General features: G+C 65.9%; 21 protein-coding genes, 1 tRNA gene and 1 pseudogene. 7 read left to right on the top strand and 16 right to left on the bottom strand.

Translation table 11 applies throughout. The annotated features are described in order from the left end of the window. The first annotated feature begins 5 nt into the window (after nt 1-5). On the top strand, nt 6-1,400 hold the full coding sequence (locus tag EH209_RS01160) for a TIGR00366 family protein (protein WP_126661169.1): 1,395 nt from the start codon (nt 6-8) through the stop codon (nt 1,398-1,400). A gap of 80 nt (nt 1,401-1,480) precedes the next feature. Here the strand turns inward: EH209_RS01160 and EH209_RS01155 are convergent, their stop codons facing one another. Then, the gene (locus EH209_RS01155; protein WP_126661168.1) at nt 1,481-3,073 is read right to left on the bottom strand and encodes a long-chain-fatty-acid--CoA ligase; all 1,593 of its coding nucleotides are present in this window, start codon (nt 3,071-3,073) and stop codon (nt 1,481-1,483) included. Nucleotides 3,074-3,374: 301 nt separating this feature from the next. Between EH209_RS01155 and EH209_RS01150 the strand changes: the two genes are divergently transcribed. Next, on the top strand, nt 3,375-3,902 hold the full coding sequence (locus EH209_RS01150) for a DUF7282 domain-containing protein (RefSeq protein WP_126661167.1): 528 nt from the start codon (nt 3,375-3,377) through the stop codon (nt 3,900-3,902). 133 nt (nt 3,903-4,035) lie between these two features. Here EH209_RS01150 and EH209_RS01145 read toward each other — a convergent pair whose 3' ends face one another. Then, entirely contained in the window at nt 4,036-4,671 is a 636-nt protein-coding gene (locus EH209_RS01145) for a fibrillarin-like rRNA/tRNA 2'-O-methyltransferase (RefSeq protein ID WP_126661166.1), read from the bottom strand. Further along, nucleotides 4,664-5,551: an NOP5/NOP56 family protein gene (locus EH209_RS01140; protein WP_126661165.1), complete on the bottom strand. Its 888-nt coding sequence runs from the start codon at nt 5,549-5,551 to the stop codon at nt 4,664-4,666. The genes EH209_RS01145 and EH209_RS01140 overlap by 8 nt, the downstream gene beginning before the upstream one ends. Nucleotides 5,552-5,773: 222 nt before the next feature. Here EH209_RS01140 and trkA point away from each other — a divergent pair, with 222 nt between their 5' ends. Then, a complete protein-coding gene (gene trkA / locus EH209_RS01135; protein WP_126661164.1) occupies nt 5,774-7,108 on the top strand; it encodes a Trk system potassium transporter TrkA in 1,335 nt (444 codons plus the stop codon). A 1-nt stretch (nt 7,109) separates the two neighbouring features. On the opposite strand, the gene EH209_RS01130 is transcribed toward trkA, so the two are convergent. From EH209_RS01130 to EH209_RS01110, 5 genes are all read right to left on the bottom strand, one after another. Then, nucleotides 7,110-8,657, bottom strand: a complete 1,548-nt coding sequence (locus EH209_RS01130; protein WP_126661163.1) for a TrkH family potassium uptake protein — start codon at nt 8,655-8,657, stop codon at nt 7,110-7,112. Beyond that, nucleotides 8,654-9,325 carry a potassium channel family protein gene (locus EH209_RS01125; RefSeq protein WP_126661162.1) on the bottom strand — a complete coding sequence of 224 codons (672 nt, stop codon included), beginning with the start codon at nt 9,323-9,325 and terminating at the stop codon, nt 8,654-8,656. The genes EH209_RS01130 and EH209_RS01125 overlap by 4 nt, the downstream gene beginning before the upstream one ends. Nucleotides 9,326-9,333: 8 nt before the next feature. Then, on the bottom strand, nt 9,334-9,612 hold the full coding sequence (locus EH209_RS24360) for a hypothetical protein (protein ID WP_204747529.1): 279 nt from the start codon (nt 9,610-9,612) through the stop codon (nt 9,334-9,336). A 315-nt stretch (nt 9,613-9,927) separates the two neighbouring features. Beyond that, nucleotides 9,928-11,475 (bottom strand): TrkH family potassium uptake protein, encoded by a 1,548-nt coding sequence (locus tag EH209_RS01115; RefSeq protein WP_126661161.1) that lies wholly within the window; start codon nt 11,473-11,475, stop codon nt 9,928-9,930. Continuing rightward, nucleotides 11,472-12,143 (bottom strand): potassium channel family protein, encoded by a 672-nt coding sequence (locus EH209_RS01110; RefSeq protein ID WP_126661160.1) that lies wholly within the window; start codon nt 12,141-12,143, stop codon nt 11,472-11,474. The genes EH209_RS01115 and EH209_RS01110 overlap by 4 nt, the downstream gene beginning before the upstream one ends. A 299-nt stretch (nt 12,144-12,442) precedes the next feature. Here EH209_RS01110 and EH209_RS01105 point away from each other — a divergent pair, with 299 nt between their 5' ends. Next, nucleotides 12,443-13,186 carry an Lrp/AsnC family transcriptional regulator gene (locus EH209_RS01105; RefSeq protein ID WP_126661159.1) on the top strand — a complete coding sequence of 248 codons (744 nt, stop codon included), beginning with the start codon at nt 12,443-12,445 and terminating at the stop codon, nt 13,184-13,186. A 53-nt stretch (nt 13,187-13,239) separates the two neighbouring features. On the opposite strand, the gene EH209_RS01100 is transcribed toward EH209_RS01105, so the two are convergent. Beyond that, a complete protein-coding gene (locus EH209_RS01100) occupies nt 13,240-13,479 on the bottom strand; it encodes a hypothetical protein (protein ID WP_126661158.1) in 240 nt (79 codons plus the stop codon). A 197-nt stretch (nt 13,480-13,676) separates the two neighbouring features. Between EH209_RS01100 and EH209_RS01095 the strand changes: the two genes are divergently transcribed. Beyond that, a complete protein-coding gene (locus EH209_RS01095) occupies nt 13,677-15,215 on the top strand; it encodes a TrkH family potassium uptake protein (protein WP_126661157.1) in 1,539 nt (512 codons plus the stop codon). Between the two features lie 22 nt (nt 15,216-15,237). On the opposite strand, the gene EH209_RS01090 is transcribed toward EH209_RS01095, so the two are convergent. From EH209_RS01090 to EH209_RS01080, 3 genes are all read right to left on the bottom strand, one after another. Further along, on the bottom strand, nt 15,238-16,182 hold the full coding sequence (locus EH209_RS01090) for a glycoside hydrolase family 43 protein (RefSeq protein ID WP_126661156.1): 945 nt from the start codon (nt 16,180-16,182) through the stop codon (nt 15,238-15,240). A gap of 86 nt (nt 16,183-16,268) precedes the next feature. Continuing rightward, nucleotides 16,269-17,393, bottom strand: a complete 1,125-nt coding sequence (locus EH209_RS01085; RefSeq protein ID WP_126661155.1) for a DUF63 family protein — start codon at nt 17,391-17,393, stop codon at nt 16,269-16,271. A 76-nt stretch (nt 17,394-17,469) separates the two neighbouring features. Further along, nucleotides 17,470-18,282, bottom strand: coding sequence for an inositol monophosphatase family protein (locus tag EH209_RS01080; RefSeq protein ID WP_126661154.1), 813 nt, complete (start codon nt 18,280-18,282; stop codon nt 17,470-17,472). A 180-nt stretch (nt 18,283-18,462) separates the two neighbouring features. Here EH209_RS01080 and EH209_RS01075 point away from each other — a divergent pair. Continuing rightward, nucleotides 18,463-19,422: pseudogene (locus EH209_RS01075) on the top strand (formate/nitrite transporter family protein); the annotation flags it as partial. Between the two features lie 135 nt (nt 19,423-19,557). Here EH209_RS01075 and EH209_RS01070 read toward each other — a convergent pair. The 4 genes from EH209_RS01070 to EH209_RS01055 all read right to left on the bottom strand — a co-directional run bounded on the left by EH209_RS01070 (nt 19,558) and on the right by EH209_RS01055 (nt 22,244). Then, a complete protein-coding gene (locus EH209_RS01070) occupies nt 19,558-19,773 on the bottom strand; it encodes a dodecin family protein (protein WP_126661152.1) in 216 nt (71 codons plus the stop codon). A gap of 257 nt (nt 19,774-20,030) precedes the next feature. Continuing rightward, nucleotides 20,031-21,380 (bottom strand): ribonuclease J, encoded by a 1,350-nt coding sequence (locus EH209_RS01065; protein ID WP_126661151.1) that lies wholly within the window; start codon nt 21,378-21,380, stop codon nt 20,031-20,033. Nucleotides 21,381-21,580: 200 nt separating this feature from the next. Beyond that, entirely contained in the window at nt 21,581-21,991 is a 411-nt protein-coding gene (locus tag EH209_RS01060; protein WP_126661150.1) for a universal stress protein, read from the bottom strand. Between the two features lie 170 nt (nt 21,992-22,161). Continuing rightward, nucleotides 22,162-22,244, bottom strand: a tRNA-Leu gene (locus EH209_RS01055). A gap of 105 nt (nt 22,245-22,349) precedes the next feature. Here EH209_RS01055 and EH209_RS01050 point away from each other — a divergent pair. Further along, on the top strand, nt 22,350-22,577 hold the full coding sequence (locus EH209_RS01050) for a DUF5795 family protein (RefSeq protein WP_126661149.1): 228 nt from the start codon (nt 22,350-22,352) through the stop codon (nt 22,575-22,577). Nucleotides 22,578-22,664 lie beyond the last annotated feature (87 nt).

Here is a 22,664-nt window from a genome sequence, read left to right as displayed (position 1 = left end):
TCGCTATGAGCGGCGAAACACCCACTCACGACGCCGAACGGACGGACCAGTCGGTCGCCGACGACGCCGGTCGAACGGGATTTGTTCCCGCATTCGGTCAGTACTTCCCTGAGTCGCTCGTCGGTGCAGTCTTCCTCGCGGGACTAGCGCTCGTCGCGACGGCTCCGTTCCTCGAGCCGCTGACTCAACTCGAGGTGTTTGCGACCGGCTTCTACGACCTGTTCGCGCTGCAGATGTTCCTGATTCTCTTCTGGGTGCTCAGCGCCGCGGTCGTCGAAGCGCCGCGCGTCGGCGCCGTTCTCGACGGGGTCGCCGACGTCCTCCCGACGAGCCAGCGGGGGATCGTCTTCTCGACGGGCGCCCCCTCGCTGGCGCTGGGCTGGGTCAACTGGGCGCTCGGGCTGATCGCCGGCGTCCTCGTCGGCCAGAAGCTCTGTCGGCGCGCTCGCGCCGAGGGGACCGCGGTCCACTACCCGCTCGTGCTGACCGGCGCCCTACTGGCGCTGGTCGTCACGAACCAGGGGCTCTCGAGTCCCGGCGCGTTGCTGATGGCCGACGGGAGCGGCGTCGCGAACGTCGTGGCTGAGGACGCCGGGAGCGTTTCGATGTCGTCGTTCGTGCTCCACCCGGTGAACCTCGTCTCGACTGCAGTCTTCGTCGCCACGCTGCCGCTCTTACTGGTCTGGCTCGCACCGGACGAGGAGTCCGAGATCGAACCGCTCGCGGAGCGCAACCGCGTTCTCGAGGGGTCGATCGCCGAGACCCTGTCGCACTACGTGCCGGCGCGGGACCACGATGACTGGCAACTCGGCGATCGGCTCGAGAACAGCCGGCTCATCAGCCTGGCGACGGTCGCCGTCGGCCTCGCGTCCGCGGGGTGGCACTTCGGAACCGGCGGCGCGCTGACGCTGCCGTGGCTCGCGTTCACGTTGGTCGTGCTCGGCTTGTTGGTCCAGGGACCGCCGATGGCCTTCCGGGAGAAAACGGAGGACGCGACGCGGTGGGCCAACCACGTAGCGATCCCGTTCCTGCTGTACGCCTCGGTCGTCGCGTTGCTGACCGAAGCCGACCTGTACGGGCCGATCGGCGACGCGATCGCGAGCACGGGCGTTCCCGGCGCGGCGTCGTACGTCGTCGCCTTCGTCCTGGGCTTGCTCGTCCCGGATCCCGCCTCCGTCTGGGTCCTTCAGGGCCCGGCGCTGGCGGCCGCCGACGTCGATCTCGCCGTCTCACTGATCGCGACGATGTACGGCGCGGGCGTCTCGAACCTCTGGCTCGCGTTCCTGTTCGCCGGCATCCTCTCGATCCGCGGCTTCGACTGGCGGGAGTTCGCGACGTATGCAGCGATCGTCACGCTGTACGTCTCGGCCGTCGTCCTGGGGCTGTTGCTGGTCGTCTGATCCCCGAGACGGACCGCGGATCAGGCGGTCCGTCTCGACTTCGTTTGGAACATCGCCTCGAGCGCGCCGTCGAACGCCGATCAGGACGCGACGTGCTCGGCCTCGGGGTCGACGTCGGTCTCGTCCTCCCGCAGTTTGAACTTCTGGATCTTGCCACTGGGGTTCTTGGGCAGTTCGTCGACGAAGTAGTACGTCCGCGGGCGCTTGAAGTCCGCGAGCCGATCGCTCTCGAGGACGAACTCGTTGAGGCCGGCCGCGTCGACGCCGCCGGCGACGACGTACGCGACGACCCGTTCGCCCCACTCCTCGTCGGGTTCGCCGACGACGGCCGCCTCCTCGACGGCGTCGTGATCGAACAGCACGTCCTCGACCTCGGCCGGGTAGACGTTTTCACCGCCCGAGACGATCATGTCGTCCTTCCGGTCGACGACGAAGGGGTAGCCGTCGCCGTCGCGGTAGCCCAGATCGCCGGTGTAGTACCACGTCGTCCCGTCGGCCTCGCGCAGGGATTCAGCGGTCGCCTCGGGTCGGTTCCAGTACTCGCGCATCGTACACGGACTCGAAAGCAGGATCTCGCCGATCTCGCCCTCGTCGACTTCGGCGTCCGGATCGGCGTCAGGTTCGACCACGCGGACGCGGTGGTTGAGCGCGGGCAGGCCGGCCGACCCCTGCTTCGGAATCTGGTCCTCCGGCGGCTGGAAGACCGCCGCCGGCCCGAGCTCGGTCATCCCGTAGGCCTGGACGTACGCCTCGCAGAGGTGGTCCATGCAGTTCTCGAGTACCCGTTCGGGCATCGGCGCCGCGCCGTAGAGGCCGATCCGGAGCGACGAGACGTCGACGTCGGCCTCGGCGGCGGTCAGCGACAGCGCGTTCCACGCGGTCGGCGCCGCGAACAGGACCGTGACGCGGTGGTCTTCGATCGCCTCGAGGGCCGCCTCCGGGTCGAACTCGTGGTGGATGACGTTCGCCGCGCCGCGGTGGACCCGCGCGAACAGGCTACAGTGGAGCTCGGCGCAGTGGTACAGCGGCATCACCGACAGCCCGACGTCGTCGCGGGTGAGGTCCAGTTCCGCGATACACAGTAGATCGTGTTCGACCATGCTGCGGTGCTCGTGGACGACGCCCTTCGGCCGCCCCGTGGTCCCTGAAGTGTAGATGAAGGCGTAGACGTCGTCCTCCTCGACGGCCACTGCGGGCGGGTCGGCGGCCCCCGACTCGAGGAGGTCGTAGAATCCCCGCGCGTACGCCGGCGGATCGTCGCGGTCGTCGTCGATGAACACGTAGTCGTCGACGGTTTCGAGGCTCGGCCGCGCTCCCTCGACCGCCTCCCGCGTCTCGGACTCGAACAGGACTATCTCGGCTTCGGCGTCGTTGACGATGTACTCGATCTCGCCCGCCGGCAGGCGGAAGTTCAGCGGGGTGAAGACGGCGCCGAGCTTCGCGCACGCGTAGACGGTAAGTGCCATCTCGGACCCGTTGTACAGGACCGTTGCGACCCTGTCGCCCTTCTCGATCCCGAGGTCGCGCATCGCGTTCGCCAGCCGGTCGACGCGCTCGTTGAACTCGGCGTAGGTCCACCGCTGATCCTTCCGCGGATAGACGATCGCGTCCCGCTCGGGATAGCGCTCGACCGTCTGCTCGAGGGTGTCGCCGATTGTGGGGTGTTCTGACATACCACGACTGCGTACCACGAAGGATCTTATATTTGTTATCGAGGACACCTCCGTTCGCCGCCCTAGCCGGAGCACGCTGGTCGAGGACGTGGTACCGTCGCGAACGCTACTATGGAGTCGGCGACATCCGCAAGGCGCCCCTGACTCGAAGCAGAACCCGAGGTTACGCTATTGATTGCGAGACTAACGGGCGGAATAGCGCTCTTACCCTGATCGGTCCGTCCGTCGAATCCGGCTGTTTCTACTCCCGAAACGCTCGAACGAAACGTCCGGTTTTTGTCGAATTGTGACGGTGCCATCGATGGTTCCGATGCCACGTACGAGAACGATCGGCGTCGCAGTCGTCGCGGCGCTCGTCCTCCTCTCGGGGGCGAGCCTCGCGGTCGTCGCGACCGACGCCGGCACGATCCAAGAGAACGAGACGGAGAACGAAACGGCCACGGTGACGTTCGAGAACCAGACGTCGAACGGGACGGCAGTCGTGGTCAACAACACGACGCTGCCCGAGGGCGGCTTCGCCGTCATTCACGCAGCCGCACCCGACGACGGGAACGAGACCGTTACGAATCTGTCCGCGGAGTACGCACCCGGAGACGTCCTGGGTAATTCCACCTACCTTGACCCTGGCGAGCACGAGAACGTGACCGTCGAACTCAACGAATCCCTCGAGGAGAGCCAGGTGTTGATCGCGATGGCCCATCAGGACACTAACGGCAACGAGACGTACGAGTTCCCCGAGGCCGACGATCCCTACACAAGTGACGAGGAGCCGGTGATCGATGACGCACTGATCACGCTCGAGGACGAGATGAACGAGACGTCCGAGTGAACGAGACGAGGGGATCGCTACTCCTCGTTCGCTTTCGTTCTCTACTGGCGTGGTGAGCGGACGCGATAGCGGTTCAGCCGATCGGACGGTCGCTTCACATTGCGAGTTGCTCCGATCACAGCCGGGACGACTCTCATCGCGGTCGCGCGACGACCCCGAGATGGTCCGTGTGATAGTCCTCGAGCCGTTCGGTCTCCACGATCTCGTATCCTTCCTCGAGCTCCTCGCGCACGTCCGCGAAGACGTCGTCGGGATCGCGCGTGACGTCCTCGCTTCTGGCCTTCACGGCCAGCAACAATCGCCCGTCGTCGGCCAGGAAGCGCCGGTTCTCGAGGGCCACCCGCGCCTGCCCTCGGGTCGCGACGTCCTGAACGAGCACGTCGACGTCCGACTCGACGACGTGGGCGTACGTCTCGGGCTTTCGGGCGTCCTTGAGTAGCGGGAAGAGCCGCGGTCGGCTCTCCGCCGCCTCGAGCAGATCCCTCGCCGGTCGCGCGGCGAACTCGACGGCGTAGGTCGGGCCAGCGAAGTCCGCGACGTGACTCACGGTCGTTCCGCTGGCTGCGCCCAGATAGAGGACCGTCTCGCCGCCATCGAGGCTGGTGTCCATCCCCAACTCGAGCATCGCCCCGAGCTTCGAGCGGTTCGGGTTCCACGCGCGCCACTCGCCCTCGGTCGGTTCGCCGTAGACCGGCTCTCCCCGCGTCGCGAGTCGCTCGCTCCCGTCGAACGCGCGGCGCTCGACGCCGTCCGGAAGCTGTTCACTCATCGTCGGAACCTCCGTTTTCGTCGCCAGCGCCGTCGTCCGTCCGCGCCTGAATCGTCTCGATACGCTCCTCGAGTTCGGCCTCGAGTTCGGGCTTCAACTCGCCCGAGTAGTGGTCGACGCGGGCGGCGATGGCGAGTTTCCCGGCCACCGCGCGGGCCGCCGAGCCGCGCTCGTCGGGGTGGGTGCCCCGGACCGCGTCGTGCGTGTAGATGATCCCGTGTTTGGGCGAGGGCGCGTGCCCGCGCAGGTGGGCGAAGAGCGCGTCCTCGGCGCCCAGCACCTGAACCGTGCCGCTGGGTTTCTTGGCCAGACTCTCGAGGCCGCCGGCCAGCGAGAGCAGCCGCGCCGCGAGGACGGGGCCGGCCATCGCGGCGAGGTTGGGCGCCACCGTCGGCGCCGTCCGCTCGACGTACTCGCGCAGTTCGTCGGCCTCGTCGGCGAGACCGGCGACGCGCTCGGCCAGCGAGACGAGCGCGTCCGGCGCGGCGTCGGGCGTTTCGTCTCGACTCGCCAGTTCGCGGGCGTAGTCGACGCCCGTGCCGGCGTCGGGGTCGACGGTCCCCGCCCACTCGGCCAGCCGTTCGGCGAGCTCGTTCGCGGTCCGCGTGCAGTCGTCCATCGCCCGCACCGCGTGGACGAGCTGGCGGTCGTCGGCCGCCTCGCGCTCGGTCACCGCTGCCCTCGTCGCCGCCGTCGTCGCGGCCCGCAGGGCGTCGTAGTACTCCTCCTCGTCGTCGACGACCCCCGCCTCGACCGCGAGCGCGGGCCAGTCGTGGGGATCGTCAGCGGACCCCTCGCGAACTGCCGTCGCGGCCGCCTCGGGACCGTCGGATGCGAGAGCCCCGAACCAGCCGTCGTCCGCTCCGGTACTGTCAGTCATGTCTCTCCCTTGGAGGCCGCGGTCGTATATGCGTTCTCGAACGATGCCGGCTGGCACGCGCGCCTGAGCAATACGCGAGCGGAGACGGCGCGTCGCGATCCCTCGAGCGGAGGCTTTCGACCGCGCTGGCGACGTTCTAGAGCGGTGACCGATCGTCGAAACGCCTATCGGTCCGCCCCCAAAACGTCCGGGAAAGATGTACAAGCGACGGAGGTCCCAGCCATGTATGTACTGATCGTTGGCGCGGGACAGGTCGGCCAGATGATCGCCGCGAACTTAGCGGATACCCACGACGTCGCGGTTGTCGAACGCGATCCCGCGCTCGCCGACGAGATCACGTACACGTACGACGTGCTCTCGGTTCAGGGCGACGGGACGGAACTCGAGACACTCCGGGACGCTGGCCTCGAGCGGGCGGATCTGGTCGTCGCCTGTACCGACAGCGACGAGACCAACATCGTCGTCTGTGGCACCGCCAAGACCGCCAGCGAGACGTTCACCATCGCGCGCGTCCGACGCCGGACGCTGTTGAACACCTGGGAGGGGTCCCGGGGCGCCTTCGGTGTGGATTTCATGGTCTGTACGGATCTGCTGGTCGCCCAGACGATCTTCAGGATCTCCGGTTTCCCGCGGGCCCAGGACGTCGAAACGTTCGCCGGTGGCCTCGTCAGGATGGCCGAGTTCGAGATCGGCCCGGAGAGCCCGCTGGTCGGCAAGCGCGTCGAGGAAGCCGACCGGTACGACTCGATGACGTTCGCCGCCGTCTTTCGGGAGGAGCAACTGATCGTCGCCCGCGGTGACACCGAGTTCCGTGCCGGCGACCGGATCGTCGTCATCGGGAGCCCCAATTCCGTCAAGGAGTTCGCCATGGCGATGGTTCCGGACACGACCTCGAGCACCGACGACGTGGTCATCGTCGGCGGCAGCGAGATCGGGTTCCAGGCCGCCCGGGAGTTCGAGGCCCACGGCTTCGAGCCGCGGCTAATCGAGCGGGACCAGGAGCGCGCCCGCGAGATGGCCGAGGCGCTGCCGGACACGTTCGTCATGCAAAGCGACGCGACCGACACCGACTTCCTCACCCGCGAGCACGTCGACGAGGCCGACATCGTGGTCGCCGCCCTCGACAGCGACGAGAAGAACCTGCTCGTCTCGCTGCTGGCCCAGCGGGTCGGCGTCGACCGGACCGTCGCGATCATCGAGAACACCGAGTACACCGACCTCTTCGAGGCCGTTGGGATCGACGTCGCGATCAACCCTCGAGAGGAGACCGCCGAGGAGATCGTCCGCTTTACGCGGACGGATCAGACCGAGAAGATCGCGATGTTAGAACACGACCGCGCCGAGGTCATCGAGGTCGAACTCGACGACGACAGTGCCCTGGCGGGCCGGGAGATCGCGAAGTCGATGGAGGGGCTCCCCGACTGCGTCGTCATCGGCGCGATCTCTCGCGGCGGCGACCTCGTCACGCCCCGCGGGACGACGGTTCCCCGCGCCGGCGACCACGTCGTGTTGTTCGTCGACGCGACCGCCCTCAGCGAAGTGTCGGCCGCGCTGTGAGTCAGCGGTAGAGGCCGATCCGTCGGAAGACCGCGCTCAGCAACACGGCGACGGGGATGATCTCGAGGCGGCCGACCCACATGTTAATTATCAACATCGCCTTCGCGGTGTCGGGCATTCCCGGTCCGGTAATCCCCGAGTCGAGCCCGACGTTGCTCTGGGCGCTCATCACGTCGAAGATGACGTACTCGACGGGATGAGCCGGCGAGAGCGTCCGCAGGAGGACGGTCACGCCGACGGCGAGGAACGTGATCCAGAGCAGGAAGACGACCGCCGCTTCGGTGTACTCCCGCTGGAACTGGTCCTCGCTGAGACTCCGTTTGCCGATCCGGAATTGACGAATCGCGCTGTCCGGCTGGAAGACCGAACCGATCTGCCAGACCGTCCCCTTGACGAGCGTGATGACGCGGACGAGTTTGAGACCGCTGACCGTCGACCCCGCCGCGGCGCCGGTCAGCATTCCCAGACACGTCACGAACGTCGCTCCGGCCGACCAGACCGATTCCGTGCCCTCGCCGACCGTCGCCGTACCGAAACCGGTGTTCGACGTCGCGGAGACGAACTGGAACAGCGAGATCCGGAACGTCTCCTCGAACGTCTCGTACTGTCCGTTGGCCCAGAGGATCGCGGTCAGGGCCAGCGAACCGATCCCGAACCAGAGGAAGACCCAGCGCGTCTGGACATCCGTGTAGAAGTTCTCGAGTTCGCCCTTGAAAATCAGGTAGTGGATCGGGAACGCGATGCTGCCCGCGACCATCACCGGGACGACTGCATACTCGATGAGGGGGCTGCCGTAGTGGCCGATCGAGTCGGCGTGGACGGAGAACCCGCCGGTGGCGATCCCCGTCATCGCGTGGTTGATCGCGTCCCAGGCCGGCATGCCGACGAGGAGGAACAGCGCGATCGAGCCGAGCGTCAGCCCGAGGTAGATCTTCCAGATTTCCGTGACCGTATTGACGATGCTCGGGTGGATCTTCTCCGATCGGGCCTCGCTCTGGTAGAGCGTCAGCGAGCCGCTGCCCGGCCGCGCGAGGATGGCGACCGTCAGTACGATGACGCCCACGCCGCCGATCCACTCGGTAAAGGAGCGCCACCAGTGTAACGACCGCGGTAACTTCTCCTCGACCGCGGCGACGGTCAGCCCCGTCCCGGTGAAGCCGCTCATGCTCTCGAACACCGCGTCGAGCGGGTTCAGGAAGATGTCCGTCGTGTTGTCCAGCGGCGGCGTGTTCGCCCACGCGGGGTACGGATCGATCGCGATTGTCCACGCGATCAGCAGGAACGGGAGCCCGCCGAGGATGCCGACCGCTGCCCAGGAACCGGCCGCGGTGATCATCGCCTCGAGCTTTCCGGGGTCGGCCGCGCCGCGGTATCGGCGAGCGAGCGCAACTCCGAGCCCGGCCATCACGACCGCCGAGAGGAGGAACGCGGGGATCGCGTAGAACTCGCGGTGGATGGCGGCGATCGGGATCGAGACCAGCAGCATCAGGGAGACCACCTGAAGGATCCGGCCGACGTCCCGCCCGATTACCGGGTAGCGGGCCTTCATGGCTGCTCGCCGGTAAACGCCCGGACGGCGTCATCCAAGGCGGCGTCGTCGGTGAAGACGGTCACGTGATCGCCGGCGCGGACGGTCGTCCCGCCGCGAGGCGCGCGAATGTCGCCGTCGCGCTGGAGGGCGACGACGAGACAGCCCTCGGGGAGCGCGCCGGCTTCCTTCGCCGAGGAGAGCGGTTGGCCGGCCATCGGGGCATTCTCGGTGACGGTGAGTTCGACGAGTTCGGTGTGATCGTCGAGGTCGATGAAGTCGGTGACGCCCGGATACCGCACGGAGTGATAGAGGTAGTCGGCGATCAGCCGCTGGGGGTTCTCGATTAAGTTGACGCCGATCTTCTCGAAGACGGGCAGGTTTTCGGGGTCGTGGACGACGCTGACGAGGTTCGGGACGTCGTGTTCCTGGGCGAGCAACATCACCATGATGTTGACCGCGTCGACGTCGGTCGTCGAGATGACCGCGTCCGCCCGGTCGATGTCCGCGTCTCGGAGCGTGTCGTGGTTGGTCGCGTCGTCGTTGAGTACGAGACAGTCGTACGTCGAAGCCACGTCGTTCGCTCGCTGTTCGTCGGTCTCGATGACGACGACGTCGTTGCCGTCGCGGACCGCGAGATCGATCAGGTTCGAACCGATACTTCCGGCGCCGATAATGACAATATACATCGTTGAATCTAGGTCTCCTGCGAACCCGGTCGCGAGAAAACGACGACCGGACGTTCGCTCTCGGTGAACAGTCTGTACGAATCGGATCCCGACAGCAGTCGGCGGCGGTGACCGCCGGGCCGTGGTCGAATCCCGACGGCCGCGGCGACGCTTTCGTCGACGGCGTCCTCGAGCGCGAGAACGTCCGCGTGCCTCGTGCTCGAGTCAGTCGTCGGGTCACCGCCGCGACCGGACCGGGCGCCCGCGGCGCCGCAGTCCCGTCGTCGCTGTCGACATCGGTGCATCATTGACCTCGTTTCGGATTCGATAATATAAACCTAGCACATTTACGCATTCCGGACCTGGGTTAAGAGCATGAATTTCGATGAGCGTCCCCGGCGTCGACCGTCGCCTCGAGCGTCCACACTCCGCCGGTCGCGGTCGACGGACCCGCCGCTCGTCGCGTTCGTGATGGGCCAGATCGATCGAATTCCGCCAAACGCGGCCGACGACGATACCGCACGACGCAGGAATGAGCGGCCGTCGGCGGGGTCTCCCCTCGGCTCGAGGGCGAGTGTCCGTCGACATCGTCGACCGGTCGATTCGAAGACGACCGGATGCTGCTACCGGTAGAGATCGAGTTGCTGGAAGAACGCACCCAGCAACACGGCGACGGGGATGATCTCGAGGCGGCCGATCCACATGTTGAAGATCAGTACCGTCTTGGCGGCGATCGGCATCGCCGGGCCGGTAATTCCCGCGTCCAAACCGACGGTACTCTGTGCGCTCATCACCTCGAAAATGACGTACTCGAGGGGGTACTCGGGCGGCAGCGTCCAGAGAAAGACCGCGACACCGACCGCGAGGCCGACGATCCAGAGAACGAAGACGACGGTCGCCTCGGTGTACTCGCGCTGGGCCTGGGACTGATCGAGGCTCCGCTCGCCGATCCGGAGCCGTCGGATCGCGCTGGCGGGCGTAAAGACGCTCCGGATCTGCCAGACCGTCCCCTTGATGAGCGTGATGACGCGGATGATCTTGAGCCCGCCGACGGTCGACCCGGCCGCGGCGCCGGTAAGCATACCCACACAGAGCAACAGCGTCGGGCCGGCCGTCCAGACGCGTTCGGTACCGCTTCCGATCGCCACCGTACCGAACCCGGCGTTGGACGTCGCGGAGACGAACTGGAACAGCGCGACTCGGAACGTCTCCTCGAGCGCCTCGTACTGGTCTCCAATCAAGAGCAGCGCCATCAGGACGAGCGAGCCGACGGCAAACCAGATGAACACCCAGCGGGTCTGGACGTCTTTGTAGAAGTTCTTGAGTTCCCCTTTGAGTAGCAGGTAGTGAACGGGGAAGGCGATGCTGCCCGCGACCATCATCGGGATGACTGCGTACTCGATAACGGGACTGCCGTAGTGGCCGATCGAGTCGGCGTGGACGGAGAACCCACCGGTCGCGATGGCCGTCATCGCGTGGTTGATCGCGTCCCACAGGGGCATCCCGGCGAGGAGGAACAGGACGATGCCGGCGAGGGTGAATCCGACGTAGATCTTCCAGATCTCCATCACCGTCGAGACGATACTGGGGTGGATCTTCTCCGACCGGGCCTCGCTCTTATAGAGAGTGAGCGAGCCGCTGCCCGGCCGCGCCAGGATGGCGACCGTCAACACGATGACGCCGACGCCGCCGATCCACTCGGTAAAGGAGCGCCACCAGTGCAGCGACCGGGGCAGTTGCTCCTCGACGACGGCCATCGTCAGTCCGGTGCTGGTGAAGCCGCTCACGCTCTCGAAGATTCCGTTCAACGGATACCGGAAGACGGCGACTGTTTCGGACATCTCGGGCGTGTTCGCCCATGCCGGATACGGGTCGACCGCGATCGTCCACGCGATCAGCAGGAAGGGGAGGCTGCCGAACACGCCGACAGTCCCCCACGCGGCCGCGGCCGTGACCATCGCCTCGAGTCGACCGGTGTCGGACACGTCCTGGTATCGCCGCGTGAGACCGAGCCCGATTCCGCCCATCAGAAGGGCGGAGCCGACGAAGGCGGGGATCGCGTAGAACTCGCGGTGAATGGCGGCGATCGGGATCGAGACGAGCAACATCAGGGAGACGACCTGCACGATTCGGCCGAGGTCTCGCCCCACCGCCGAATACCGGACTCTCATGGATGGTCGCCGGTGAACGCCGCGACCGCGTCGGCCAGCGTGGCGTCGTCGGTGAACACCGTCACCTTGTCGCCGGCTCGGATCGTCGTCTCGCCCCTCGGGGCCCGGATCTCACCGTTCCGCTGGAGGGCGACGACGAGACAGCCCTCGGGAAGCGTGCCGGCTTCCTTCGCCGTCGAAAGCAGTTGGTTGTGCATCGGGGCGTCCTTAGTGACGGTGAGTTCGACGAGTTCGGTCTCGTCGTCGAGGTCGATGAAGTCGCTGACGTCGGGGTATCGCACGGAGTGATAGAGGTAGTCGGCGATCAGCCGCTGGGGGTTCTCGATTAAGTTGACGCCAATCTTCTCGAAGACGGGCAGGTTTTCGGGATCGTGGACGACGCTGACGAGGTTCGGGACGTCGTGTTCCTGGGCGAGCAACATCACCATGATGTTGACCGCGTCAATGTCGGTCGTCGAGATGACCGCGTCCGCTCGGTCGATGTCCGCGTCTCGGAGCGTGTCGTGGTTGGTCGCGTCGGCGTTGAGAACGAGACAGTCGTACGTCGAAGCCACGTCGTTCGCTCGCTGTTCGTCGGTCTCGATAACGACGACGTCGTTGCCGTCGCGGACCGCGAGATCGATCAGATTCGAGCCGATGCTTCCGGCGCCGATGATGACGATATACATCTTCAGTATCCCTCGGGGAATCGTTCGTGACGCAATTCGAGAGTATGACAACAGCTTGTTCGTTCTCGGTTATAGTCTGTCCGACTCGGTTCCGAACAGAGCCCGGCCGACTCGAGCGGTTTGTCCTTCACCAGTGCAGTGTTCACGGACACCACGGGGCCGCCGGCGATCAGGGATCGGACGGTCCCCCTCGATAGCGCTACCTCCCGACTCGGCCGGAGTGCAGTCACGTCACTAGTAGTGTCCGGGCGAGCGATCAAAAAGCAGGAGCCTTCAGTCCCGTGGCCGTAGTCGGGGGTATGAGCGTTCGTCTCGACGAAGTGAACAAACGGATCATCCACGCGCTGATGGACGACGCGCGGAACACGTCCGCCCCGATGATCGCCGAGGAGGTGGGCGTCTCGCCGGCGACGATTCGAAACCGGATCAATCAGCTCGAGGACGCCGGAATCATCAGCGGCTATCACGCGAACGTGAACTTCGACGCCGCCGACGGCATGCTCACGACGCTGTACGTGGCGACGGCGCCCGTCGAAGAGCGCGCACGCCTCGCCCAGCAGTCGCGGACGATCGCCGGCGTCGTCAACGTTCGGGAGTTCGTCGCCGGCCAGGAGAACCTCCACGTCCTCGCCGTCGGCGACGACGTCGACGCGATCAACGACGTCGGCCGGGAGCTCGCGGCTCTGGGCCTCGAGATCGACGACGAGAAGATGGTCCGAACGGACCAGTTTCAGTCCTACCAGCCCTTCGGCCCGGCCGAGACTCACCAGCAGTTCTCGGACTACGTCAGCCTCACCGGCGGCAACGAGGTCGTCGAACTGACCGTCGACGACGACGCGCCGGTCGCCGGCATGACCCTGGAACGCGCTGGGGAGGAGGACGTCCTCGAGGACGGCGTGCTCGTCGTCTCGATCGAACGCGACGACGCCGTGCTGACGCCGACCGGCGAAAGCGAGATCCGGGCCGGCGACATCCTGACCGTCCTCTCTCGAGGCGAGTTCACCGATTCCACGTTCGACGCGTTCGAAACCGATCGCCGCTAACGGGGACGGAGCGAGCGCTTCGCCATCGAGCAGCACCGGCGCGTCACGGATCGTTACCGTCTCCAGTTGCGTCGCCGATCCCGCTGGGAACTGTGGACCGATTCCTCGAGGATCCGGTTGATGGCCCAGGCGACCCAGCCGAAGACGAGCACGGTGAAGACGGCCATCTCCGTGCGGACGAACGTCCCGTGCCAGACCGTCAGCACCGCGGCGACGACGACGATCGATACGGCGGTAACGGTAAAGACGTCGAAGAACGAGACCGGGTGCCGGATGCTTGGAAGTCGAGACATGCCGGGTGAACCTACGCGACCCGTGCATATAGATGGTCGGTTGACATAGTCGGCGGCTCGCGTCCCGGTCGCGGCGTCGAGTAGCGACGTCCGGCGACGCCGTCGGTCTCGGCGACGGACCACTTCAGTGGAATTATGTACCGACGTCGAGTTTCCCCGACCACGATTCCGGCTCGAGCGAAGCCAGATCTGAGAGTATGAATATACGTGTCGATTGGCAGGCGAGCGTCGCGCTGACTGGAACCGTTCTCAAGTATCTCGCCCTCACGCTGTTCGTCCCGGTCGTCGTCGCCATCATCTACGGGGAACACTTCCTCGTGTTCGCGGCGACGATCGTGCTCACCGTCGCGATCGGGTTCGGCCTCGAGCGGCTCGATCCGGACCCCGATCTGCAGCCGCGAGAGGCGTTGTTGCTGGTCGCGCTCTCGTGGCTGGCCGTCGCGGTTGTCGGAGCGATCCCGTACGTCATCGCCGGCTACGGAACTGATTCGGCGCTCAGACACCCGGTGAACGCGCTGTTCGAGTCGATGTCCGGGTTCACGACGACCGGGGCGACCGTGATGGCCGAGATTTCCGTCGAGCAACACTCCCACGCCCTCATGATGTGGCGCCAGCTGACCCAGTGGCTCGGTGGGATGGGGATCATCGTGTTGATGATCGCGATCCTGCCGGAGTTGGCGGTCAACGGCGCGCAGCTGATCCGCTCGGAGGCGCCGGGACCGGAGCTCCAGAAGCTGACGCCGAAGATCGCCGAGACGGCCCGCATCCTCTGGCTCGTCTACTTCGGATTCACGATCGTCTACATTGCCCTGCTGTACGGCCTCCACCTGGCGGGGGTGGCGCCGAACATGGGCTTCTACAACGCGGTCGCCCACGGCTTCACGACGCTCCCGACCGGCGGGTTCTCGCCCGAGGCGAACAGCGTCGCCGCGTTCTCCGCCGCCGTGCAGTGGGTCGTCATCCCCTTCATGGCGATCGCCGGCACCAACTTCGCGCTGTTCTGGTACGTGTTAGACGGCGAGCCCGGGCGGCTCTTCCAGAACACCGAGTTTCGAGCCTACGCGGGTGCGATCGCCGTCGTGACCGCGATCGTCGCCGCGTTGCTCTACAGCGGCAGCGCCCCGCCGCTGGGTGAACTCGGCGGCGCGACGGAGGGGTACGGGGAGAGCGCCTTGCGCCACGCGGCCTTCCAGACCGTCTCGCTGTTGAACTCGACGGGGTACGCGACGAGCGACTTCGCGGAGTGGGGACCGGTCGCCCAGACCGTCCTCCTCGTCGCGATGTTCATCGGCGGCTGCGCCGGCTCGACCGGCGGCGGCGTCAAGATCATCCGCTGGCTAGTCGTCCTGAAGGTCACCCGCCGAGAGCTGTTTACCGCGGCCCACCCCGAAGCGGTCAAACCGATCCGCCTCGGCGGCTACGTCGTCGACGAGGACGTCATCCGCGGCGTCCTCGGCTTCACCCTGCTGTACCTATTCATCTTCGTGGTCGCGACAGTGTTCATCGCCGTCGACTCGACCCGCGGCGCGGTCTCGCTTGAACCGATCGACGCGATCAGCGCCAGCATCGCGACGATCGGGAACATCGGACCGGGCTTCGGCGAACTCGGTCCCTTCGGCAGCTACCGCGAGTTCCCTGACTCCTCGAAACTCGTGATGATCTTCCTGATGTGGATCGGCCGCCTCGAAATCATTCCAGCGCTCGTCATCTTCACCGGCGCGTTCTGGCGGCGGTGACAGTGACCGTCGAGGGCGTCGCCTACCGCTCCGACGGATCCTTCTCGTAGGCTTTCAGGCGGTCGTACTCCTCGCCCGTGATCGGAAGCACCGTGCCGTGTTTGAATCCGTAGGGAAACGAGAACTCGTCGTCGGCGCGCACGAACTCGTCCTCCAGCGACTCGGCTACGAACGGAACATAGCCCTGCGTCTCCGGACTGCCGCCGAAGTAATCGACGAACAGACACCACCGGCCGTCCTCGAGTTTTACGGCGGTTGGCGCCTCGTACCGCTCGCCCTCCAGTCCCTCCATGGTGCGGTCGAACGCCGTCACTCGGGTGAACGGTCCGGTCGGACGCTGGGCCTTCAGCAGGATGATCCCGGCGGGGTTCGCTTCGCTTTTCAGGAAGCAGTAGTACGATCCGTTCTCCTCGTACATCGCGGAGTCGATGACGCCGCTGTCCGGTTTCCGGTACAGCAGTTCTGGCTCCGAGAACTCCTCGAACGACTCGGTTCGCGCGTAATAGATCGCCTTCTCCTCGAAATCGTCGCTGCGGTGGGCCGACGACCAGTGGACGACGTACTCGGCGTTCTCGCTGTCGTAGGTGATATCCGGCGCCCAGAGACAGCCGAACGCCTCGCCTCCAAGTTCGACCATCCGCTGTTCGGACCAGTCGGTCAAGTTCTTGGATTCCCACATCACCAGCGAGTTACTCCCGTTGCGCGTGATCTCCTCCCACGAGCCGCCGTACTGATTGGGCATCCCGTAGGCCAGGCTGAGGTCCGTGCCCAGTATCACGAACCGCTCGTCCGCCGTTCTGGTGATCGTACAATCCCTGACCCCCTTATCGCCCTTGTAACTCCAGAGGACGGGGTCGCCGCCGTTTACCGTCTCCCAGTGGAACCCGTCTTCGCTGATTCCGAAGTACACCTGCTCACCGTCCGGCGTCCGCTTCTCCCTGAAGTGGACGAACAAGTAGGCCTGCATCACTACTCGAACTGTTGTCAGGTAGTGCCGTAGCTGTTTCCGTTTCGTCGCTCGTCGAGAAAGGGGTCGAGTCGCCGCCGCGGCGCCTAGACTCCGAACGTCGCTCGGAGCATGTCCCGCGTCCCGGGACCGAGGCCGACGGCGACGACGGTGATCAGCATCAGGACGGCGAATCGCGGCTGTTCGTCGAAGATCTCCTCGTTGAAGACCCAGACGACGAACGTGGCCGCGACGAGTTTCACGAGCAGGAACGGCCAGGCAGCGCCGATCGTGTCGACGACGTTGGGAGGCAACACCGAGCCGGTGATGTCGACGATCGCCCCGTTGATGGGGTGTTTCGGCGAGAGGTTGTGTTCGAGGCCGAAGGCGGTCGCCCAGTCGAGGCCGATGACGTTCGCGACGCCGTCGACCGCATGGGCCCAGATGACGACCACTCCCATGTACTCCGTTCCTCGGTTGATCTCGGGAACGAACGTCCCGATGAGGAGCCAGGTGACGGCCGTGGCGAGGGTCGCGCCGACGAGCGTCGTCAGCAGGAGCAGCGGATGGAAGTCCGCGTACGGTTGCGTCGACGCGTACACCAGATAGGCGAGCGTGACCGTCAGGTAGGTCGTGCCGATCGCCGCGAGCGGGTACTCGTAGCCCGAGACGCGGTCGGTTCGGTCGAGCCAGACCGACACGACGACGGCGATCACCGTGAGGAGGGCGACGGTGAAGTAGATCAGCGGACTAATCAGGAAGCCGATCCACGGCAACTCCATCATGAGTTCGCCCGTCTGTCGGTAGGCGGCGACGCTCGTGTCCTCAACGACCCGCAGGGCGCCGCCGAAGAGCATGAACGGGAACAGCGCGAAGAAGCCCGCGCGGTAGCGCTCGATCTCGAGGCGGCGAACCAGGAAGAGGATCCCGATCGCCATCAGAACGAGCGTCGGAATGTAGCCCGCGTAGGAGACGAACGTGTAGCCGGGCTCGGCGGTCGGTCCGGCGTTCGGACCGACCTCGCTACAGTGGACCGGATTCCCGTCCGCCCAGGCGACACAGCTCCAGCCGTGAGCGTCTGCGACCACTGGCCCCCAATAGTACTGCCAGATCAGATCGACGTAGACGGGCTGATAAAAGAGGGAGGCAGCGAGCGCCACGCCGGCGGCGAGGAGAACGACGGTCGCGGCCCAGACTCGCTCGGCCCCGTACCGTTCGATGAACTCGTCCATGCGAGAGTAGCTGTACGGGGGCCGCTTACCGTTTCCGATTTTTTTGCATCGGCGGTCGGTCGGATCCCGACCGCCGTCAGTCGCCGCCTTCGTCGATCGTCCGCGCGGCGGCGCGGAGTTCGTCGTGGAGCGCTCCGTTCGAGGCGACCAGCCCCTCGCTGTCGTGGCACCAATGGTTCCCCTCGAGGTCCGTCACGGTCCCGCCGGCCGCCCGGATCAGCGCGACGCCCGCGACGGTGTCCCACGGGTTGGCCCGCAGGTTCGTGATCGTCCCTTCGAGCGCGCCCGACGCGACCATCGCGAGCTCGAGCTGGGCGCAGCCGAAGCGGCGAACGTCGCCGAAGCGGTCGGTGAGGCCGCTGACCGCCGCGGCGTACTGGTCGCGCTGGTCGAAGTTCCACCAGTAGGTGGGGCAGACGGTCGCAGCCTCGGGATCGGCGCAGTCGCTGACCGAGAGGGGCTCGTCGTTGCGAACGGCGCCCGTCGGCCCGACGCGGTAGGTGTCCCCCAGCGCGGGACAGACGGTGGCCGCGGCGACGGGGTCGCCGTCGCGGACCGCCGCGACGGCCGTCCCGAACGCGCGGATCCCGTTGACGTAGTTGTTCGTTCCGTCGATGGGGTCGACGATCCAGGCCGGCCCCGTCTCGGGAACCGCCTTCAGCGCGTCGTCCTCCTCGCCGACGATCGGATCGTCCGGGTAGGAGGCCTCGATCACGTCGATCACACGTTGCTGGGCCTCGCGGTCGGCCTGCGTGACGACGTCGGTCTTGCCGTCCTTCCGGTCGACCTCGAGTTCGCCGCGAAAGGAGCCCGCGGCGACATCTGCCCCGGCGCGGGCGGCGTGGACCGCGACGCTCGCGCGCCCGGCAGCCCCGTCGTGTTTGCTCATGGTGTTCGTCGGGGCGACGGCGTCAAAAGGCGTTGCCCTTTGGGTCTGGCTCGAGCCGCCGGCGCCACGACGAGCGCGCCGCCTCGGTGACCGACTCGAGTTCGCCGCTCTCGATGGACAGGACTGTTCATTTCACCCGTGTGACGACAGCTTTATTCGGTCCATCGCGTACTCGCCACCATGAGCGCCGATGAGCGGTCCCGCGAGAAGCGGGGGCGAGACGAGTCGGAAGCGCAGGAGGCACTCGACGACGAGACGATCCGAGAGGCCGTCGAGCAGTCCTCGCGCGGGGTTCCAGCCGCCGGAGCCGTCGTCCGCGACCGATTCTCGGCGGACGAGATCTTCCACCGGATCGTCGCCGCGGCCGACGACGAGATCACGACCGGGATCCGGGAGCTGTTCTTCAGTGCGCTGGCGGCGGGCTTTGCGATCACGCTGACGTTCATGCTCTACGCGTCGCTGACCGACGGGACCGGCGGCGCGCCGATTGTCGGCGCGCTCCTCTATCCGCTGGGCTTCGTCTACATCATCATCGGCGACTACCAGCTGTTCACCGAGAACACGCTGCCGCCGGTCGCGCTCGTCCTCGAGCGACTGGCGAGTGTGCCGGCGTTGCTGACCGTCTGGACGATCGTGCTGTTCGGCAACCTGCTCGGCGGCGCGCTGGGCGCGTACGTGCTGGCGAACACGGGAGTCTTCTCCCCGTCCGTCATGTCCACCGCGGTCGGTATCGCCGAACAGGGGGTCGCAATGCCGTGGTCGAGCCTGTTTTTCAAGGGGGTGTTCGCCGGCCTGATCGTCGCGGGCGTCGTCTGGCTCGACTACGCGTCCCAGGACACGACCGCGCGGCTGGTGCTGGTGTACGTCGCCTTCCTCGCGATCCCGCTGGGGAACCTCTACCACGGCGTGGTCTCGGCGACCGAAGTGCTGTTTCTCGTCTTCCGCGATGAACTGGCGCTCGCGACCGGCGCGATCGACTTCGCCCTCCCCGTGCTCCTCGGAAACGCCGTCGGCGGCGTGTTGCTCGTGACGGTCGTCAACTACTTTCAGGCGGTCGAACGCGAGTACCAGGAGCAACACTATCAGCTCACGTTCCGCGAACTATGCTTCGGCAGGTTCGCCCGCGGCGATTACTCGCCGCCGCCGCGGGACGATTAAACGCGGTCGCGGAGCCGCCCACGGTCGGTCCGAACCGGTTTCCGCGCTCCGAAGCGATCGAAAACGAGCCGACGGCGCACGGAACGCGGCGACGCCGAGCGACCGACGACGACGCCTTCAGCTCCCCTCCGGGTCGAACGAGGCCTCGAGCGTGACCACGTACCGTTCGGTCTCCCCGCCCTCGCGACCGGTCTCGGTCGGCTCCGAGTCGATCTCGACCCCGCTGATGTGGCCGATCGTTCCGTCGGCGGCGTCCATCGCGTTCTGTACGGCGTCCTCCCACGATTCGGTCGAGCTCCCGACCAGCTCGACGATTTCGGCTCTCTCACCCATTGCCCTCCCGATTGACGCCACCAACTGGTAAATGATACGGCCCGTCCGACCGACAGAGAAGACGCTCTTGAGTCGTGTAATTTCGAAGACAAACCGGCGTTGTACCGACCGACTGCCGGTAGAACCCGGTGTTTACATCCGCGATGGAGGGGGTCGCTACGGCGGCTCGTCCGAGCGGACGAGTTCGCGTCGCTCGAGCGGGAGGTTCCGAAGCGCGATTCGAGAACGTCTCGCGATCGAGAGCGCGGCGGCCCTGATCAGACGAGCTGGATGAGGTTGCCGTTACACGTGACGTGGAGGTCCCGTCCGAGTTTGTACCCCTGGTTCGAGGCGAGGTCGACGTACCCCGAGAACCCCTTCATGTTCTGGTGAGCCGGGATGACGTGCTGGGGCTGGAGGGCATCGAGCATCTCGTAGTGGCCCTCCTGGCGGAGGTGGCCCGACACGTGGATATCGGAGTAGATCCGCGCGCCCTGCATGCCGAGCAGCTTCTCGGCCTGGTAGCGCTGGCCCTCGTTGGTCGGCTCCGGAATGATTCCGGCCGAGAAGACGACCTTGTCGCCGTCGTCCAGTTCGTAGGGCGTCTCGCCGCGGCCCATCCGAGTGAGCATCGCGCGGGGTTCGCCCTGGTGGCCGGTGACGACCGGCAGGTAGTCCTCCTTCCCCTCGTTCATGATACGCTCGAACGTGCGGTCGACGGAGTTTCGGTGGCCGAACATGCCGAGGTCGTCCGGGAACTCGGCGAAGCCCATGCGTTCGGCGGTGCCCGAGTACTGTTCCATCGAGCGGCCCAGCAGGACGGGCTGGCGGCCGATATCCTTGGCGAACTCGACGAGGCTCTTCACGCGGGCGATGTGACTCGAGAACGTGGTGGCGACGATGCCGCCGTCGTAGTCCTCGACGCTGTAGAGGACGTCCCGGAGGTGCTCCCGGGCGACCCGCTCGGACTGGGTGCGGCCCTTCTTGTTGGCGTTGGTGCAGTCCTCGATGTAACAGAGGACGCCCTCGCCTTCGCGACCGATCTCGCGGAACCGCTTCATGTCGATCGGATCGCCGATGACGGGCGTGTGGTCCATCCGCTTGTCCAGCCCGTAGACGATTGCGCCCTCGGGCGTGTGGAGGACCGGATTGATCGCGTCGATGATCGAGTGGGTGACGTTGACGAACTCGAGTTCGACCTTACCGGAGTCGCCGATCGACATCGTCTCGCCGGCCTCCATCTTCACGAGGTCATTCCCGCTGTCGAACTTCTGTTCGTCCGCGAGTTCGCCCTTGACGAGTTCGATCGTGAACGGCGACGCGACGACCGGCGCGTCGTACCGGTGGGCCAGCTTCGAGATGGCGCCGATGTGGTCCAAGTGGCCGTGGGTCGGGACGATCGCTTTCACGTCGCCCTCGAGGTCGCTCATGATCCGATCGTCGGGGATCGCCCCCATGTCGATCAGGTCCAGGCTGTGCATCCCCTCCGTGCGGAGGTTGTCGTGGATCAGTACCTTCGACAGGTTCAGCCCCATGTCGAAGATGACGATGTCGGTTCCCGCGCGGACGGCAGTCATCTGCCGTCCGACTTCCTCGTAGCCGCCGATTGTTGCGATTTCGATTTCCATAGGAAACGCCGATCATAGCGGCCTGTCACAGATGCGGTAGTCGAACTCGACTGCCGTGCGACTCCGTCGGCGAGCGCGAACGACGCGTTCGTTCCCGCTCCCGACGCAGTGTGTGAAAGACAGCGCGTCTTTCGGTCGTCCGTACAGTCGACCCTTGGACGTATATACCCGCGGTTCGCTCGAGGCCGAGCGTCGAACCGCTACTTGACGGCCGTGACGGGCGACGAACTCTGCCGGACGACGGTTTCGGCAACGCTCCCGACGACGATTCTGGCGATCCCCGTTCGGCCGTGGGTCCCGATAACGACGTGATCGACGTCCGCGGTCTCCGCGTACTCGGTGATCGTTTCGCAGGTCGGGCCGATATCGGCGACGCGGCGGATCGAACCGCCACACTCCTCGGCGATCGCGTCGGCGGTTTCCAGCCGCCGCTTCGCGCTCGCGAACAGTTGCCCCGTCTCTTCGGCCTCCGCGTACTCCGACTCGTGCCCGACCTCGTCGATGACCGTCAGCACCGTGATCTCCGCGCCCGGAAAGTTCTCGAGCGCGTGTTCCAGCGCGTGACGGGCGGGCGCCGATCCGTCGAACGGGACGAGAACGTGGTCGCTCATGAGTGAGCTACGTTACCAATAGACATATCTATTCCGAAGAGGCACGTCGGACGAGTCCCTACAGTCAGAGTCGCGGCTGGTCGTTTCGAGCGACGCGGAGAAGTTTGCGAGGGAAGATCGCTCCGTGTTGATCTTCCGCATCTTTATCGGTGCTTTCGCACCGCATACGATGCGAGGGAAGGGAATCGAACCCTTGAACGTCTACACGAGCGGATCTTGAGTCCGCCGCCGTTGGCCGCTTGGCTACCCTCGCACGCAGTGGCGGATTGTCCCCTCTCCGGGTTAAATCGTCCGATTCGCACGCGGAGCGCGACCGGCGTTGAAAACGCTTAGGGTCCCGCACCCGGTAGCGCCGACCGTGAGCGAGAACCGCGTCGTTCAGGGGCGAATGGTTACGGCCGAGAAACTCGCAGAGCTGGTCGAGGGCGACTCCGTCATGGAGGTCGACTCCATCCAAGAAGCCGACCGAGAGTGTCCGGACTGCGGCGGCAACGTCCTCGAGGTGACCTACATGCCGTCGGTCACCGAGCTCGTCACCGGCTGGAAGTGCCAGGACTGCGACTGGAGCGAAGCCGACCGAGACTGAGCGGTCCGTCGTCGGTCGCAGGCGGCTCGAGCAGCGACCGCGTTTTCGATCGATGAGCGGTAGCTAGTAGCACCGTTTACTTCCGCG

The sequence above is a fragment of the Haloterrigena salifodinae genome, assembly GCF_003977755.1.
GTDB classification, from domain to species: Archaea; Halobacteriota; Halobacteria; order Halobacteriales; family Natrialbaceae; genus Haloterrigena; species Haloterrigena salifodinae.
This window is presented reverse-complemented; position numbering and strand designations above follow the sequence as displayed.